Source organism: Enterobacter sp. LU1 (genome assembly GCF_008271405.2).
GTDB classification, from domain to species: Bacteria; Pseudomonadota; Gammaproteobacteria; order Enterobacterales; family Enterobacteriaceae; genus Enterobacter; species Enterobacter hormaechei_C.
Genome location: NZ_CP043438.2, coordinates 1,605,730 through 1,622,433, shown reverse-complemented (window position 1 = coordinate 1,622,433; position 16,704 = coordinate 1,605,730). Strand labels below are relative to the sequence as shown.

Genomic DNA, 16,704 nt, shown 5'->3' with positions numbered 1-16,704 from the left:
GCCCATTATTCTGGAGCTTTCCTTCAGTATAGAAAGGCATACTCGCTGCTGCCTTACCTTATGTAAAGAAGTTTAAAGATAACGCAGCCCTGAACACAAGTTAAGTGAATAAAAAAAGCGGCGCATGAGCGCCGCTATTTGTCGCACCCCGGGTTAAGAGGCGTCAGCCGTGCCCGGTAATGACTCCGGTGGCTGCGGGGCGAAACCACGCAGGCCCACGACGTGTACGTGTTCACTGTTCTGAAACACCTTACGCACCAGCTTATAGGTTGTCCCTTTTTCCGGACTGATGTTTTCCGGCGCCGCGATGATGAGCTGCATATCGAGTCGCTCGCAAAGCTCAAACAGCGTGGCGATGGAGCGGGCGTCGAGACGCGCGGCTTCATCGAGGAACAGCAGACGGCATGGCGAGATGTCTTTGCCGCGCAGACGACGCGCTTCATCTTCCCAGCTCTGCACCACCATCACCAGAATCGACATACCGGTACCGATGGCTTCACCGGTAGAGAGCGCACCGGATTCCGCGCGCAGCCAGCCGTCTGAGCCACGGTTAACCTCAACTTCCATTTCCAGATAGTTGCGGTAGTCCAGCAGCTCCTCGCCGATGGTTTGCGGCGTACGCTGGCCCATGTCAATCTGCGGATTCAGACGCTGATATAGCTTCGCCAGCGCTTCGGAGAAGGTCAGGCGGTTACTGTTGAACAGATCCTGATGCTGTTCGTGCTGTTCAGACAACACGTCCAGCAGCGTGGAGTGCGCCTCACGCACGTTCACGTTCAGCCGCACGCTGTTGACCTGGCCAAACGACACGCTTTGCAGGCCCTGGTTCAGCTGACGGATACGGTTCTGCTCGCGCTGAATGGTTTTACGAATAATATTCGCCACGCTGCGGGAGCTGATTGCCAGCTTCTGCTCGCGGGAGGTCAGCTCCTCCGTCAGTCGGCCCAGCTCGATCTCCATCTGTTCGATCGCTTCCACCGGATCGTCGGTACGGATGATGTCCTGACGAATACGCTCGCGTAAGTGCTGATAAACCGCCACGAAGAACTGAATTTTGCGCTCAGGACGCTTCGGATCTTCGGACATACGCAGCACGTCGCGCAGGTGTTCGTTATCCGCCACCGCCAGACGCAGCGCCCCCAGCGCCTTATCCGACATAGAGCGCAGTTCATCGGCTGACAGGTACGCCAGCTCGCGACGATGCAGACGACGCTCCACGTTGTTATCTTTCACCATGCGCATCACCGCGCACCACCCCGCCTTCGCGGTCACAACCTGTTCACGCATCTCATGATAGTCACGCTCCAGCTTGCGCAGGCGTCGCGTCAGGTTGTCCATCTCTGCTTCACAGAAGGTCAGCGCTTTTTCCAGCTGATTACGACGCGCGCGGTTGTTACTGAGCTGAGCATGCAGCTCATCGCGGCGAATACGCGCCCGCTCTTCTGCACCGCTGTCGGCGCGCACGCCGATGTCCTGCAACTCTTTATGCAGATCGTTTAACAGCTCTTTCTTGGTGTCGAAGGAGCTTTTCAGCGAGGCCATGACCTGGCTGTACTGGCTCAGCTGTGCGGCGTGAGTACGCATCGCTTCACGGGCGCGCGTACGCTCTGCTTCGGCCTGCTCAAGACGCTCGCGCAGCTTTTCATTAAGATCACTGTTCCCGCTCAGCATTTCTGCTGAATCGGAGTAGCCGAAGTGTGCGCGACGTTGCACCACTTCCGTCAGGGCAAACGCCTGCTGACGCGCTTCGCGCTGCACCTGCTGTGACCAGGCGTAATCTTCTTTTAACTGCTCAAACTGTTCCGGGTCGCTCTGGAGAACGGAAACCATCGGCTCCAGTTTTGCCAGCTGATTGCCGTGCTGCTGCACAAAGCGCGCCGCTTCCTGCGCTTCGTCCAGACGTTCCTGAATTTCGTCCACGCGGTCGGCGAGCGTATCGTCCGCCAGCAGGTTCAGGCGCGGCAGGATGCGGTTAAGGGCCGCAACGCCCTCTTTCGCCTGCTCGAACTGCACGCGGCTTTGCTGGTTGTCATTTTCATGGCTGGCAAGCGCACGCTCCAGCTCACCACGGCGGGTGTTGAGCTTGCGGATTTCAGCTTCCGGATCGGGCTCAAAGGCAACGCCCAGGTGGCTGCCGATAAAGCGGCTGAACGCCTGATGCAGACGCTGCGTTTTTTGAACATCAAACGACAGGGTTGCAAAACGTTCAGAAAGCGTTTCGCGCTCAGCGTGCAGGCTTTCAATACGGTTTTCACGCGCGGCGCGGCCAAACAGCGGCAGTTCCGGGAAGCGCGAATAGCGCCACTGGCGATCGGCGATTTTCACCACCACCGCTTTTTCCAGCTCGTCGACGCTGAATACGCTGTCATCAAACGACTGCGGATCCCCTTCGATGAGGTAGAGATCTTCCGGGCAGTCTTCCAGCCCTGCAAGCTGGTCCGAAATCAGCGACAGATCCGGCACCACAATCGCGTTACGGGATGGACCGTACAGCGCGGAGAAGTACGGCGCATCGTCCAGGCCGACATCGTCGTAAATTTCAGACAGCAGCACGCCGCCGAAACGCTCGGCTAAGGCATTCAGGCGCGGATCTTCTGAGCCGCCAGGCTGGCTTAAACGCTCAATCTCTTCATCGACGTCACGCTTGCGCGCACCCACTTCGTCACGCTCAACAATCGCTTCACGCTCGCGCTCCAGCAGCTGTTGCATGTATTCGGTGACGTCCTGGCTGGAGGCAAACTCCTGGCCACACTGTTCGCTGAGCTGGTTCAGGCTGCTTTGTGCAGCCAGCCAGATCGGCGCACGCTGTAAGAGCGTCTTTGAACGCGACTGAAGCTGTTCCAGCTCCTGACGCAGCGTCATGCGCTGTTCGCTGGCGTTCGATACGGTATCCGACAGGGCTGCAATACGCGCTTCCAGCTCCTGGTGCAGGGCCTCAAGCTCGTCGAAATCGTAATTTTTACCCTGACGCTTGCAGAATTCCGCCAGCAGACGCTCGGCTTCCTGCTGTTCACGCAGACGCTGTTCCAGCTCGTTCAGGCGCATGCGCAGCGGCTGCACCTGCTCGGCCAGATGGCGTTGATTGACGCCGTCGCGCAGCAACTCACGGGCAACGTCCCACGCTTCGTTACGCGCCAGCGGACCGTTAATCGCCACCACCAGCTGGTACGCCTGCTCAAACTGGCTGTGCGCCGTTTGCGCCACGCTCATTTTCTGATCGAGAGAAAGCAGTTTCTCAGTGGCTTCCTGCTCTTTGGCCTGGAAGGTATCCAGCCATTCGTCAGCGCTTTCCGGGGTCAGGTCCGGCAGATGGCACAGCTCTTTGGCACGCTGCAACGCCTGCAACGCCTGGTTGTACTGAATCGCACGCGTCTGCTGCACGTCCAGCGCCTGCTGGTAATCAGCAAGCTGGCTTTTCAGCTCATCCACTTCCAGCTCGGCGGCTTCCGCGCGGGCTTCGTTCTCTTCCTGCAATTCGGCAGCTTCGGCCACCACTTCATTTTGCTCTTCAAGACGAATTTGCAGCTCATCCAGATCGGCTTCATAGCGCTCGATTTTTTCCTGCTGACGCAGCGCGGTCTGCACCAGGTTCAGGTGATCGCTGGCCGCCTGGTAATCGGCTTCCAGATCCCCTTCCGCACCGTTGTGCTCGCCCAGTTCGCGCGCCATTTCGACATGCTTATACTGCTCAGCCACCAGCTGTTTGCGGGAGGTAAACAGCTCGCGGCGATACTCCAGCGCCTGGTCGAGATGAATACGGCGCTCGTTGGCGTGGCGCATATAGTCCGCCGCCACGTAGTTGGTGGCTTCGCTGATCAGGTGCTTAAACAGGTCGCGGTCAGACTGTGTGACGCGAATCGCTTCCAGCGTCATGCGGTTTTCACGCAGCGCGGCTTCCATATCCTGGAAGGCCTTACGCACGCCGCTGTTTTCCGGCAGCAGGTAGTCGCGCAGGGAGCGCGTAATGGCGCTGGAGATACCGCCGTACAGGGAGGCTTCAATCAGACGGTAGTATTTACTACGATCTGACGCGCTGCGCAGACGACGGGCTACCACGCCGAGATCGAACATCAGAGAGTGATAGTCGGTAATGGAGTTAAACTGCTTAAACTGCACGCCTTCGATAGCTTCCAGCTTGTCTTTCAGCTCCTGGAGCGTGAGGACGCGCGCCTGACGTTCATTCAGGGTTTCCGTCAGCAGCGCAGTTGGCTGTACGGAGGTTGGCAGCCCCTGGATCGCAAACGGTTTGATATCTACTTTACGGTCGCGGCCAGCAACCTGTTGCAGGCGCACGCCTACAACCACGCGCTGATGACGGGAGTTGATCACGTCCAGTACGGAATAACAGACGCCCGCTTTCAGCTTACCGTGCAGACCTTTATCTCGGGAGCCGCTCGTGGCGCCCGCTTCGGTGGTGTTACGGAAGTGCAGCAGGGTCAGGTCAGGGATCAGCGCCGTCACGAAGGCCGCCATGGTGGTGGATTTACCCGCCCCGTTACCGCCGGAGAGCGTTGTCACCAGCTCATCCAGATCGAAGGTTCGGGCAAAGAAGCCGTTCCAGTTAATCAGCGTTAGTGAGCGAAATTTACCGCGTTCAATCATTACTCTTCCTCCCCGCTATCCGGCTGATCCTCTTCGTGCTCGTCATTGAGCTGCAAATGGTTTTCCACCGGCATCGCTTCACCGTCACGGATCATGCGCAGCTGCGCTTCACGCGCATCGTCACCTGCACGCACGTCGGCGCCAAAACGGAAGACCGATTCGGTAATACGGAACTTGCTGCTGTCGTGACCCATGAACCAGACCATTCCCAGACGGCGCAGACGGTTCAGGGAAGAGCGAACTTTTTCCTGTAATTTCTGACGGTCCAGATCGGACCCCGTTGAGCGGTTATTGACCAGCTTGAGCAGCTTGCTTTCATCCGCCAGCGACAGCAGCTCATCGTAAAGCTCCTGCTGGGTGAAGATCCCTTCATTCGCCAGACGTTCCGGGCTGAGATAGAGGTAGCAGAGAATTTTGCCGACCATCATATCCAGTTCGGAAAGCACCGAGCGCGGAATAAGCGTGGTAGAGCGCGGACGCAGGTAGAAAAACCCTTCCGGCGCGCGGATCAGCTCAACGTTATAGCGAGCGTAAAACTCTTCCAGGTACTCCTGAAAGTCCATCAAAAAGGCGTGATTATCCAGCTCGTCAAGGCCAATGTGACGACCGGCACGCAGCTGGCTATCCAGCGCCGGAAACAACGGATTCGCCAGCGCCTGTGCCAGCTTAACTGGCATCACGTGTTCAATATTTGTCAATGACATGCGCCTGTACCTTGGCTCCGTAATCGTTAATCGGCTGCCACTTCGGCGGCAGTCCGGTGAAATCGGCTTGTGCGATGCCCAGGCGCACCGCCTGGTCTACAACAATGCGGGCAACATCGAAGTGGCGCGCGCGCGGATACTGCGCCAGATAGTCGCGTACCACGAGGCCAAGATCCAGCGGTGCTTGTCTGGTTTTGTAGACAGCGAGCTGTTCTTCGATCATCGCCGCAAGCTGCTCGCGAATTTCGTTAAATTCTTCGTATTCCAGATCCGGTGGCAGTTCACCGGTGACCTCTTCATCACGCAGCGCCATCTCTTCGTCGCGCATATCCAGCAGACGATCGGCGTTGGCGTAGGTCAGCGCCCACGGCGCATCGAAGTAGGTCTGTACCGATTGGCGCAGACGTTGAGCAAAGACGCGATTCTTATCCATATCGATGGCGGTACGGATAAATTTATGCACGTGGCGGTCGTAACCGATCCACAGGTCGATCGACTGCTGGCCCCAGCTGATAATGCGGTCAAGCTTGCTCTGCAAATCAAACACCAGACGGTCGATAAAATGCAGATCGTCGTGCGCCATCGTCGCGTCCTGAATGCGTAGCAGATTGGCCTGTAGCTTATCTCCCGCCGCCTCCAGCGTATCCTGCAACTCACGCAGCGTACCCGACGTTTCTGACAGCAAGAGTTCACAGCTGGAGATGGCCGCACGCCAGTCTTTATTAAGCAGTTGAGCGATATCGTCTTTCACCTGCTGCTGCTGTTCGTCCATCAGACGTTGAGTCAGATCGATACTGTCGAAAATCTCGGCGACCGAGTATTTCAGCGGCGCGTAAACGTTGCGATGCCAGTGGAATTCGTCACCGTTTTCATCAGCCGCGTCGGCGGCACGCTTCAGCTCGCCTGCAACAATAGAGAGCTGCATGGAGAGACGCAGCGTGGAAAATTCGCGCTGGCGGATGTAATAGTCGGTAATGCCAATGCCCAGTGGCGTAAGACGATAGATGGCGTTTCCTTCCGCCTGCTCGCTGGTAAAGCGGTTCAGCAGACGTTGACGCACCATATCATTGATTGCGTTGTTGGCACGCACGCTAATGGTTTCGCTGGTTTGCTCAAACGCATCACTGACGTGGCGGAACGCATCCACCAGTTCGCCTTCACTCATTTCGCCATCCAGGCGTTCGCCGTTTAGCGTCGCAACCGCCAGCAGGAATGAGAGTCTGTCTACCGGCAGCGAGATGGAGAAATCGTTTTTCCTGGCCCAGGCAACCAGTTCGGGGACTGTCTGGGAAAATTCACTCATAGATTATCCTTGCATCTGCGGCTTGCGCGCGGTGACGTGTATATAGCGGCCAAGGCTCAGATAAGGCTCCTGGCGGCAGTACCGCGTCTCTATTTCTGTTAAGGCGTCTAAACAGTCATCCTGTTTTTGTTTATCACGCAGATAATCATGAAACACCCTCACGCCGGTTTTGCCGGTAATTTCCCAACCGATCTCCTCCAGCCAGCCATAGACCTGCTGCGGTTCACGAGGGAAATCCGGTGAAAGCGTGCGTCGTTTCTTTTTATACATGCCCTGCTGTACATAGCCAAAATTGCCGACCAGCACGTTTCGCATTAGCAGGCCGTTGGCATTGTAAAACATCAGCGATAACGCACCGCCCGGGCGCAACATCGACCACAGCGTTTTTAACATCGCTTGTGGTTCGGCGATCCATTCGAGCACAGCATGAAACAATATCAGATCAACCTGCGTTTCCAAATGCTGCGGAATGTCCTGAGCGGCGCAATGTATAAAATGCATGTTGTCGCTCACACCTTTCTCTTCTGCCGCTCGCCCTGCGCGCGCAACCATCTCGGCAGAAAGATCGCAAAGCGTGACGTGATGTCCCCGCTGCGCCATCAGAATTGCAGTCTGACCTTCCCCACCGCCGGCATCCAGCACGCGCAACGGTCGGTCACCGAATTCAGCCAGCAGCTTGTCCAGATCCTGCCAGAGGATCGTCTGACGAAGCTGACCTTTGGTGGTGCCATAAATGTTGCGCGAAAACTTTTCCGCGATGTCATCAAAATTGCGATCCCGCATTGGGAGGGTTCCACTCACTGCAAAACCGCTATTTTGTCACACCCGCGCGGAGAATGAACCACTCTGGTGTAATATCACCGACAATCGCCTGCTGTATGGTTAAAAAAGGAACCAAAAAGGATGCTTTTTACCCTAAAAAAATATATCGGAGGCATGATGCTTCCCCTTCCCCTGCTGTTGCTTCTCATCGCGCTGGGGCTGGCATTGATATGGTTTAGCCGCTTTCAGAAAAGCGGTAAATCCCTCGTTACCGTGGGCTGGCTGGCGCTGCTGTTACTCAGCCTGCAACCGGTCGCTGACGGTTTATTACGTCCGATTGAAAACACCTACCCGACATGGCAGGGAAATCAGAAGGTGGGCTATATCGTCGTGCTGGGCGGCGGGTATACCTGGGATCCGAACTGGGCGCCCAGCTCGAACCTGATCAACAACAGCCTGCCGCGCCTGAACGAGGGGATCCGCCTGTGGCTGGCCAATCCTGGATCGAAGATGATCTTCACGGGCGCTGCGGCAAAAACCAACCCGGTCAGTACCGCTGAAGCAGGAGCAAGAGTGGCTGAATCGCTTGGCGTACCGCGTTCCGCCATCATCACGCTGGATAGCCCAAAAGATACCGAAGAAGAGGCGGCGGCGGTGAAACAGGCCATCGGTGATGTACCGTTCCTGCTGGTGACCTCTGCTTCACACCTGCCGCGCGCAATGATTTTCTTTGAGAAGCAGGGCCTGCATCCGCTTCCTGCTCCGGCAAACCAGATGGCTATTGACGCCCCGCTCAATCCGTGGGAACGGATAATCCCGTCCCCGGTATGGCTGATGCACAGCGATCGCGTCGGCTACGAGACGCTTGGCCGCCTCTGGCAGTGGCTCAAAGGTTCGTCAGGCAAGCCAGGGCAGGAGTGATTTTGCGGCCAGATCGAAACTGGCGCGATTAAAGCGCCCGGTGTTGACCAGCTGCGCCACCTCATCCCAGAGAAGATAGAGCCAGCGTCGCCAGAGAAAGGCCTCCGCAACGGGGGCGCGCTGAAGATAGTGCCAGAGCAAATCTTCCGCCGCCCCGCCCTCGCTCAGCCTGAACAGTTCGTACTCGCGCGGCGCCCAGAGCATGATCCCCGGCCCGACCATCGCCAGCAGCTGGTCGCTGCGCGAGTCTTTAAGCATACTGCGCAGCGTGAAATTGCCGTGAACCAGCACGCAGTTGTCGTTAAAGCCCTCAAACAGCGTCGGCAGACACTCCCGGGTGCGGAATAAAATACGTTTGTCCTGCATCGTTAAACCGGTGTTGTTGAACTGGTTCAGCGTGCCCCACAGCACTTCAACACGCTGGCGATACCACAGCGGCCACAGGTTTTCCTGCGTGCTGTCCACCGCGCCAACAAGGCCCCGGCTGTCCTGCCGATGCCAGGCAAGCAGAGCCTCGACAATCTGATCTTTCAGCTGTTCCCAGCGCTCCGGTGTACGCGTCGGGGCTTCAACAGAAACCCCGCGTAAACGCTCGATAAGCAGAACATCCGGGCCGGGATGCTCCTCATGGGTCATCACGCCGTAGACCGTCGGCATGCGGACAGTCCCTTCCCGCGCCAGCATCGACATTTTCCAGGCCAGCTGTCTGGCGACGCCCGGCGAGGTAAAACTTCTGGCCATCAGCGGCATGGGGTTTCCCTGACTGTCGTACAACGACCAGAGTGCGGTATCGGCCTTTTCATTCACGCATTCCACCCGGCTTAGCTTTTCGCCAAGGAGATGGCTGAGTTCAGCACGCAGCTGTTCCATATGAGATTACCCCCATTAAGACTACTGCTTTTATAATGAGCGCGCGAAACCCGGATGTCACCCGGTAGAGATCAATAATGAAAAAGAAAAGGAAAATAGCCTGGCGGGAGAGCATCCCCCCAGACGAGGGGATGCCAGCGAATTAACGCATTTCGACGCGTACGCGCTCGAGATCTTCAGGGGTATCCACGCCGGTGCCTGGGATTTCCTGGGCAACCGCAACGTGAATTTTCTCGCCGTACCACAGCACGCGAAGCTGTTCGAGCATTTCAATATGCTCCAGCGGGCTTGGTGCCCAGGCGACGTAGCGACGAATAAAGCCAGCGCGGTAGCCGTAAATACCGATGTGGCGCAGGAAGGTTTCGCCGATTGTCTCTTTCGATTGCGCGAAACGATCGCGATCCCACGGAATGGTGGCGCGGGAGAAATAGAGCGCGTAGCCCTCTGCGTCCATGACCACTTTCACCGCATTCGGATTGAACGCCTCTTCAGCGTGGTGAATCGGCACCGCGAGGGTCGCCATCCCGACCTGACGCTGTGCCAGGTTGTCGGCCACCTGACGGATAATCGCCGCCGGGATCATCGGCTCATCGCCCTGCACGTTCACAATCACCGTCTCGTCGCTGAAACCGCATTTTTCGACGACTTCCGCCAGGCGCTCGGTGCCTGACTGATGATCGGCACGGGTCATGCACACTTCCCCACCCGCGGCCTCAACCGCGCGCGCAACATCCGGGTGATCGGTGGCGACGATGACGCGTCCGGCGCCCGATTCGCGTGCCCGTTCAAGGACATGCACAATCATCGGTTTGCCATTGATATCCACCAGCGGTTTACCTGGCAGGCGCGTTGAAGCATAACGCGCAGGGATAATGACAACAAAACTCATGGTTTGATCTCTTCTGCCACCAGGGAACGGGCTTCATTTTCCAGCAGGACCGGAATACCGTCACGCAGCGGGAACGCCAGGCTGTCCAGTTTGCAAATCAGCTCTTGTTTATCCTGGCTGTAATACAGTTTGCCGTTGCACACCGGGCAGGCAATAATTTCAAGTAAACGGTGATCCATAGTTCCTCCGTATGGGTAATCGCTAAAGCTTATCACATTCCCTTTTCAGGGAGTGCCTGTTTCCCAGCCACCTCGACAGGTCGTAAACAGCCCCGCAGGCACGCGACCGAGTACAATTTCATGCGCCCCCTGCCAGCGGGCAAATTCACTGAGCGCAGTCGTTAACCCTTTTTCCAGGCCAGCCGTCACCTTTATGCCCTCTTCAAGCCAGAGCGCGATAATTTCAAGCATGCCGGTTTTACGGTGCATTTTAGCGTCCATGCGCCCGACTAGCTGGCCTTTGTGCAGCAGCGGCAAAACAAAATAACCATACTGCCGTCTGGGCGCCGGAGTGTAGCATTCCAGACGGTAGCTGAAATTAAACAACTGCCCGGCCCGCTTTCTGTCCCAGACAACGGGGTCGAACGGCGACAGCACGGCACTGTGGGTCGCCTGGAGTTTGCCCTCCTGCGCCTGCGCCAGCAGAGGGAACAAATCCGCATGCAACCACATTTCACCTAACGACTCTACCGAGACCGGCATGACGCGCTGTTCGCGCTGCCACGATTCCAGCAGTGGTTTTAGCTGCGGCTGACGCAGACGATAATAATCCGCCAGCCACTGTGGGCGGAAGATGCCAAGGCTGCGGGCGCTGTTCCCGAGCATGATGGCTTCGGCTGCGTCCTGAGACAGCAGGTCACGCGTATCGTCCCAGTGAGGCATAACACGGTGCGTGAGGTCATAGACGCGCTGAAAGTTGCGGCGCTCGACCACCATCACTTTGCCCGACGTAAACAGCCCTTCAAGATGGCGTTTGTGCGGTTTCCACTCCCACCATCCGCTTGCGCCTTTTCGCGGGTGTTCAAAATCCGCAGAGCGTACCGGCCCGTTTTCCTGAATATGGGCAATCAGTTGCTCTATTTCATCCGCGTGTTCCACCATCCACTCCTGACGGTATTTCCAGCCCATTTTGTCCGGGGCGAGCATGCGGTGACGCATCAGGGCAAAATCGCTTCGCGGGAGAAAACAGGCTTCATGCGCCCAGTATTCCATCAGTTCGCCCTGACTTAGCGCATTATCCAGCCACTGCGGAGGATAGTTTCCCAGGCGGCTAAACAGGACCAGATACGGGCTACGCGCCACGATGTTAATGGTGTCGATTTGCAGCAACGACATGCGTTGCACGGTAGAGAGGATATCAGCTGGCTGCGCGCGGCGGCGGGGCTTTTTCAGAAGCCCCTGGGCGGCAAGATGCAGGTTTCGTGCGGCTGCAAGTGAGAATTGCGGTAGAGACATGCGTTTTCCTGTCAGTCAAAGCGCCACCGGAACCGCGTAGAAGTTACTGCACTAACGCGAGCAGTTCCTTGAGCAAATGTTCCGGCTGTTCGCCGCTGAGTTCAGCGTCAACCGGCAGATACCACCAGTTTTCTTTCGCAAAGGCCCGGCATTTTACCGCGTCTTTTTCCGTCATGATCAGCGTCTGTCCCGGCGCTGCCAGCCTTTCAACCTCTTCGGCAACTAACGCCTGGTGATCGGCGAGCGGCACCCGTTTATCAAGCTTTGCGCCGCACTGCTCCAGCGTTGCGAAGAAACGCGGCGGATGACCTATACCGGCCATCGCAACCAGATGTTCCAGTTGCGCGACGTCTTTACGCACGCCGGTCAACATATTCACGGCCTGTCCGGGACGAAGATGCATCGGGATTTCGCCCGCTCTGGCTTCACCACCGTTTACAATCACAGCATCGACGCTCTTCAGGCGCGACGCACGCTCACGCATTGGACCGGCTGGCAGCCACCAGCCGTTGCCAAAACGCCGCACGCCGTCAATGACCACGATCTCTTTGTCACGCGCCAGCGCGTAATGCTGCAAACCATCATCGGTAATAACGATTTGTACGTCATGCTCCGCAAGCAGTGCCTTCACGGCATCACTGCGCACCGGCGATACCGCAACCGGCGCGCCGGTACGCTGGTAAATCAGTACCGGCTCATCACCGGCTTCAGCGGTTGTCGTAGCTGGGCTCAGCACCAGTGGATACTGCGCCGCTTTACCACCGTAACCGCGTGAGACAACTCCCGGGCGGATACCGCGTTTATGGAGCTGTTCTACCAGCCAGATCACCACCGGGGTTTTGCCGTTTCCACCCGCCGTCAGGTTGCCGACCACCACCACCGGTACCGGTGCGCGCCAGGCGCGCTTGATCCCGAGGCGGTAAAGCAGACGAATAGCACCGCTCACCAGGCCATACAGCCAGGAGAGCGGGAGAAGCAGCACCCACAGAGGGGATTCCCCCGACCAGATGCGTGCAATCATTGACCGAACTGCATTTTATGAAGCTGCGCGTAAACACCACGCTGTTCCAGCAGGTCCGCATGGCTGCCGCGTTCAACGATCACGCCATCTTCCACCACCACGATTTCGTCAGCCTGTTCGATGGTCGACAGACGGTGCGCAATAACCAGCGAGGTACGGTTTTTCTGTAATTCATCCAGAGCAGACTGGATAGCGCGTTCAGATTCCGTATCCAGTGCGGACGTTGCTTCATCGAGGATCAGAATCGAGCTGTTGCGCAGCAGCGCACGGGCAATCGCGATACGCTGACGCTGACCACCTGAGAGCAGCACCCCGTTTTCGCCAATGATCGTATCCAGACCGTTATCCATTTTGTTAATGAAGTCCATCGCATAGGCCATACGCGCCGCATTCTCAATCTCTTCACGGCTGTACTCTTCGGTACGGGCATACGCAATGTTGTTCGCCACCGTATCGTTGAACAGATGCACGTTCTGCGAGACCAGCGCGACCTGGTTACGCAGCGACTGGAGGGTATATTCCCGCAGGTCGTGACCATCAAGCAGGATCTCGCCCTGGTCGATATCGTAGAAACGGGTAATCAGGCTGGCAATGGTCGACTTGCCCGAACCGGAACGACCGACCAGCGCAACGGTTTTACCCGCCGGGATGGACAGGCTGATATCACGCAGCGCCGGCACTTCACGGCCTGGATAGGTAAAGGTGACGTTACGGAATTCCAGGTCGCCTTTAGCGCGCTCGATCACGCGTGTACCTTCATCTTTTTCCTGTTCGGAATCGAGGATGCTGAACAGCGTCTGACAGGCTGCCATCCCGCGCTGGAACTGGGCGTTGACGTTAGTCAGCGATTTCAGCGGACGCATCAGCGCAATCATGGATGAGAACACCACCGTAATGGTACCCGCAGTCAGGGTTTCCATGACGCTCGGGAAACTGGCGGCATACAGGACGAAGGCCAGGGCCAGAGAGGCAATCAGCTGAATGATCGGATCGGAAATCGACGAGGCCGATACCATTTTCATTCCTTGCAGGCGCATTCTGTTGCTGACCTTGTCAAAGCGTTTGGTTTCGACTTCCTGACCGCCGAAAATCAACACTTCCTTATGGCCTTTCAGCATCTGCTCGGCGCTGGTAGTCACCTGCCCCATCGTATTCTGCATATTTTTACTGATGTTGCGAAAACGCTTTGATACCACGCGGATCGCGATGGAGACAATCGGCGCCAGCACAATAAGGATCAGCGACAGTTGCCAGCTGTAATAGAACATCATCGCGAACAGGCCGATGATGGATGCGCCTTCACGCACAACGGTAATCAGTGCGCTGGAAGAGGACGACGCCACCTGCTCTGAATCGTAGGTAATACGCGACAGCAGGGTGCCGGTTGACTGTTTGTCAAAGAATGAGACCGGCATCCCCATCATATGGCTGAACAGCCGGCGGCGCATGGTCATCACCACTTTACCGGATACCCAGGAGATGCAGTAGCTGGATACATAGCTGGAGATTCCGCGTAAGATCATCAGCCCAATAACCACCAGCGGCATCCATAGCAGCACTGAACGATCCGTTTTACCGAAACCGTCATCCAGTAACGGTTTGAGAAGCGATAACATAAACGTATCGCTGGCTGCGTTGAGGATTAACGCTACGCCCGCCACGATCAAGCCTGCTTTGAAAGGAGCAATCATCGGCCAGAGCCGGCGGAACGTTTGCCACGTGGAGAGATCTTTGTCGTTATGCATTCAAAAAACCAGCATTTGTTGAAATAGCCGCATATTCTACCCGTTATCTACGGGCGCGCCAAACCACTGATGATACCAACGCGGTAAATAGTGTTCGCGTAAGCGACGAATTTGCCGACTATGGTGCGAAAAGGTCACAGATATCTGCCCGGAATGCGGGGTATCAAGCCAGAGATATCCCTCCGTTCGATAACGCCGGACCACTTTAATAGAAGGGAAACGCCACGCGTTATAGCGAGCCATCGAGGCCAGCGAAACCTGCCCCTCTACGCGCTGTAGCAACGGTGTTGAAGATGACGTGTTACTTCCATGATGTGGCACCTGGATCAGTGTAGACGCAAGCTGACGCCAGCGGTGGCTTAGCATTGCCAGTTCTGCCTGCGCTTCAATGTCTCCGGTCAGTAACACGCTCTGTTCGCCGTCATCGATTTTTACCACACAGGAGCGGTTGTTACCTTTCGCCGAGGTGTTTTCGGGTGGCCAGTGCACGGAGAACGTTAAACCCTGCCACTGCCATCGCTGTCCTCGAAAGCACGGAAGATGTCCGGACCAGGATAAGGGGCTCCTGATCCACATTGCGGGCCAGGCAGCTTTTAGCGATGCCAGTCCCCCCGCGTGGTCGAGATGTTCATGGCTCAGGATCGCCCCTTCCGGTTTCAGATGATGCCAGCGTAGCCAGGGGATAATCAGCTGCTGCGCACTGTCCCCACCGGGCCATGCCAGCCCGGTGTCATACAGAATGGCCTTCCCGTGACGCTCAATGACCATCGCCAGCCCCTGCCCTACATCCAGCATATGCAGGGACCAGCTGTCTGTTTTAACCCTGTGCCAGAGTGGAAAGGCCAGCACCACGCTGCCTGCCAGACAGACTGCGGGTGCTGCGCTGAAGGCCCTGAATCGCCAGCCAATGATCAGCAGCCACGGCAGTAACGTCAGGTATTGCCAGCGTTCATCAACGTCCTGCCAGCCATTCGGTAAACGCATCAATAGCCAGAAAAGCCCTGCCAGAGATTTATCAGTAGCCAGCCAGACGATACTTTCCAGCGCAGCGACCGGAAACAGATGCAGAAACATGCCGAGCAGGATCAGCGGAACTGAGATAAACGTGACCAGGGGAACGGCAAACAGGTTCGCCACCAGCGAGGAGAGGCTGAAACCATGGAAAATCAGGACCTGAAGCGGCAACAGAAGCAGCAACATTCCGACCTGCAAATACACTAGCGTAACCAGCGGCCGCAGGCACCGGCCACGTTGCCAGTGCGGGAGAGGCAACCACTGATACCAAAAAATAAGCGCGGCGACCGCAAACGCTGACAACGCCAGGCTTTGTGACAGTATCGCCAGTGGGTCGAAAATCAGGATCGCTGCCACGCAGGTAAGCCATACCTGCCAGGGCGACCACTGGCGACCGCTCATTTTTAATGCAGCCAGTACCACAAGCGCGATAACCGTGCGCAGCGCGGGCGGCTGCAAGCCCGTTAGCCATGCGTAAAACGCGGCAAAAATCAGCCCTGCCAGCAAGGGGATTTGCCAGATAATCCAGCGGCCCGGCAGGAAGAACTGAATGCCCCGCGCCAGAAACCAGATGACAGAAGCGGCCAGCGCAATATGTAATCCCGAGATTGCCATCAGATGCATCGTTCCGGTATCACGCATCAGGTTTTTTATCTCCCGCGAGACCGACAGCCGCTCCCCCATCCCCAGCCCCAGGATCACGGGTCCCCACTGATATGCTGAAAGAGTATTCTGTAGTGATGTCAGGTATTGCGCACGCAGACTACAGCCTTCGTCAACGAGCGCCGCATGGGTAAACCGTCCACTCAGCGTCTGGTGTCGGGCAAAGGCATTTTTCTGTGAATCATAGCCGCCATCGTTGAGTTCTCCGTGTACCGCCCTGAGCCGCAGGGTCATTGCCCAGCGTTGACCCACGCAGACGTTTTGCGGCAGATAGTTGCCATACAGCGCCACGCCCATGGCAGCCCACACGCGTTTTCCATTGAGTCTGACAATCCTTCCCTGATGCATCGTTGCGCCGTCCGTTGCGGTAATGACCACCTCGGCCTGCTGCGGTGCTTGCGTTAAATAGTTCATCTGCCACACGCTTTCCTGAGCGGCCAGGATCCCCCAGCACATAAAAAGCAATGCGAGGCCTGAAAACCTGAGCCATTTTCTCTGCTGTACGGATAACGCAATTCCTGCGGCAATCAGCAACCAGACAAGATGCACATCTGGCAAAACGGGTAACCAAAAGAGCGGGATTATGGCCAGAATGGCGCACATACTGATAACGTGGATCCCCATCTTCACCTCCATGTTTCAGGCGATTATGCGGCGGGACTGATGCGTCGTCAGACAGAAAAGGCGTGATTTACAGCGGGCGCTGCAACGTTTTTAAGCGTTTACAGCAAAGAGAAAATTTAAATGCGGCGCGTA

General features: G+C 56.8%; 12 protein-coding genes. 1 reads left to right on the top strand and 11 read right to left on the bottom strand.

Features of this window, described 5'->3' with window-relative positions; genetic code table 11:
* Nucleotides 1–153 precede the first annotated feature (153 nt).
* The 4 genes from mukB to cmoM are packed head-to-tail and all read right to left on the bottom strand — an operon-like array spanning nucleotide 154 to nucleotide 7,392.
* Entirely contained in the window at nucleotides 154–4,602 is a 4,449-nt protein-coding gene (mukB, locus tag FZF21_RS07705) for a chromosome partition protein MukB (RefSeq protein WP_017693693.1), read from the bottom strand.
* The gene (gene mukE / locus FZF21_RS07700; protein ID WP_149120987.1) at nucleotides 4,602–5,306 is read right to left on the bottom strand and encodes a chromosome partition protein MukE; all 705 of its coding nucleotides are present in this window, start codon (nucleotides 5,304–5,306) and stop codon (nucleotides 4,602–4,604) included. The genes mukB and mukE overlap by 1 nt, the downstream gene beginning before the upstream one ends.
* Nucleotides 5,287–6,609 carry a chromosome partition protein MukF gene (gene mukF, locus FZF21_RS07695; protein ID WP_015570962.1) on the bottom strand — a complete coding sequence of 441 codons (1,323 nt, stop codon included), beginning with the start codon at nucleotides 6,607–6,609 and terminating at the stop codon, nucleotides 5,287–5,289. The genes mukE and mukF overlap by 20 nt, the downstream gene beginning before the upstream one ends.
* Before the next feature lie 3 nt (nucleotides 6,610–6,612).
* Complete coding sequence (gene cmoM / locus FZF21_RS07690) at nucleotides 6,613–7,392, bottom strand: tRNA uridine 5-oxyacetic acid(34) methyltransferase CmoM (protein WP_003858212.1); 780 nt, start codon at nucleotides 7,390–7,392, stop codon at nucleotides 6,613–6,615.
* Between the two features lie 120 nt (nucleotides 7,393–7,512).
* Between cmoM and elyC the strand changes: the two genes are divergently transcribed.
* Entirely contained in the window at nucleotides 7,513–8,292 is a 780-nt protein-coding gene (gene elyC, locus FZF21_RS07685) for an envelope biogenesis factor ElyC (protein WP_015570963.1), read from the top strand.
* Here the strand turns inward: elyC and FZF21_RS07680 are convergent.
* The 7 genes from FZF21_RS07680 to FZF21_RS07650 all read right to left on the bottom strand — a co-directional run bounded on the left by FZF21_RS07680 (nucleotide 8,269) and on the right by FZF21_RS07650 (nucleotide 16,572).
* Nucleotides 8,269–9,162: a YcbJ family phosphotransferase gene (locus FZF21_RS07680; protein ID WP_003858216.1), complete on the bottom strand. Its 894-nt coding sequence runs from the start codon at nucleotides 9,160–9,162 to the stop codon at nucleotides 8,269–8,271. The genes elyC and FZF21_RS07680 overlap by 24 nt on opposite strands.
* Before the next feature lie 142 nt (nucleotides 9,163–9,304).
* Nucleotides 9,305–10,051 (bottom strand): 3-deoxy-manno-octulosonate cytidylyltransferase, encoded by a 747-nt coding sequence (gene kdsB, locus FZF21_RS07675; protein ID WP_015570964.1) that lies wholly within the window; start codon nucleotides 10,049–10,051, stop codon nucleotides 9,305–9,307.
* Entirely contained in the window at nucleotides 10,048–10,230 is a 183-nt protein-coding gene (gene ycaR, locus FZF21_RS07670) for a protein YcaR (protein WP_003858220.1), read from the bottom strand. The genes kdsB and ycaR overlap by 4 nt, the downstream gene beginning before the upstream one ends.
* A 45-nt stretch (nucleotides 10,231–10,275) precedes the next feature.
* Nucleotides 10,276–11,505, bottom strand: coding sequence for a winged helix-turn-helix domain-containing protein (locus FZF21_RS07665; RefSeq protein ID WP_015570965.1), 1,230 nt, complete (start codon nucleotides 11,503–11,505; stop codon nucleotides 10,276–10,278).
* A 43-nt stretch (nucleotides 11,506–11,548) separates the two neighbouring features.
* Nucleotides 11,549–12,526: a tetraacyldisaccharide 4'-kinase gene (gene lpxK / locus FZF21_RS07660; protein WP_015570966.1), complete on the bottom strand. Its 978-nt coding sequence runs from the start codon at nucleotides 12,524–12,526 to the stop codon at nucleotides 11,549–11,551.
* Nucleotides 12,523–14,271: a lipid A ABC transporter ATP-binding protein/permease MsbA gene (gene msbA, locus FZF21_RS07655; protein ID WP_063945838.1), complete on the bottom strand. Its 1,749-nt coding sequence runs from the start codon at nucleotides 14,269–14,271 to the stop codon at nucleotides 12,523–12,525. Before msbA ends, lpxK begins: the two co-directional genes overlap by 4 nt.
* 36 nt (nucleotides 14,272–14,307) lie before the next feature.
* A complete protein-coding gene (locus FZF21_RS07650) occupies nucleotides 14,308–16,572 on the bottom strand; it encodes a ComEC family protein (RefSeq protein ID WP_047736837.1) in 2,265 nt (754 codons plus the stop codon).
* Nucleotides 16,573–16,704: the final 132 nt, after the last annotated feature.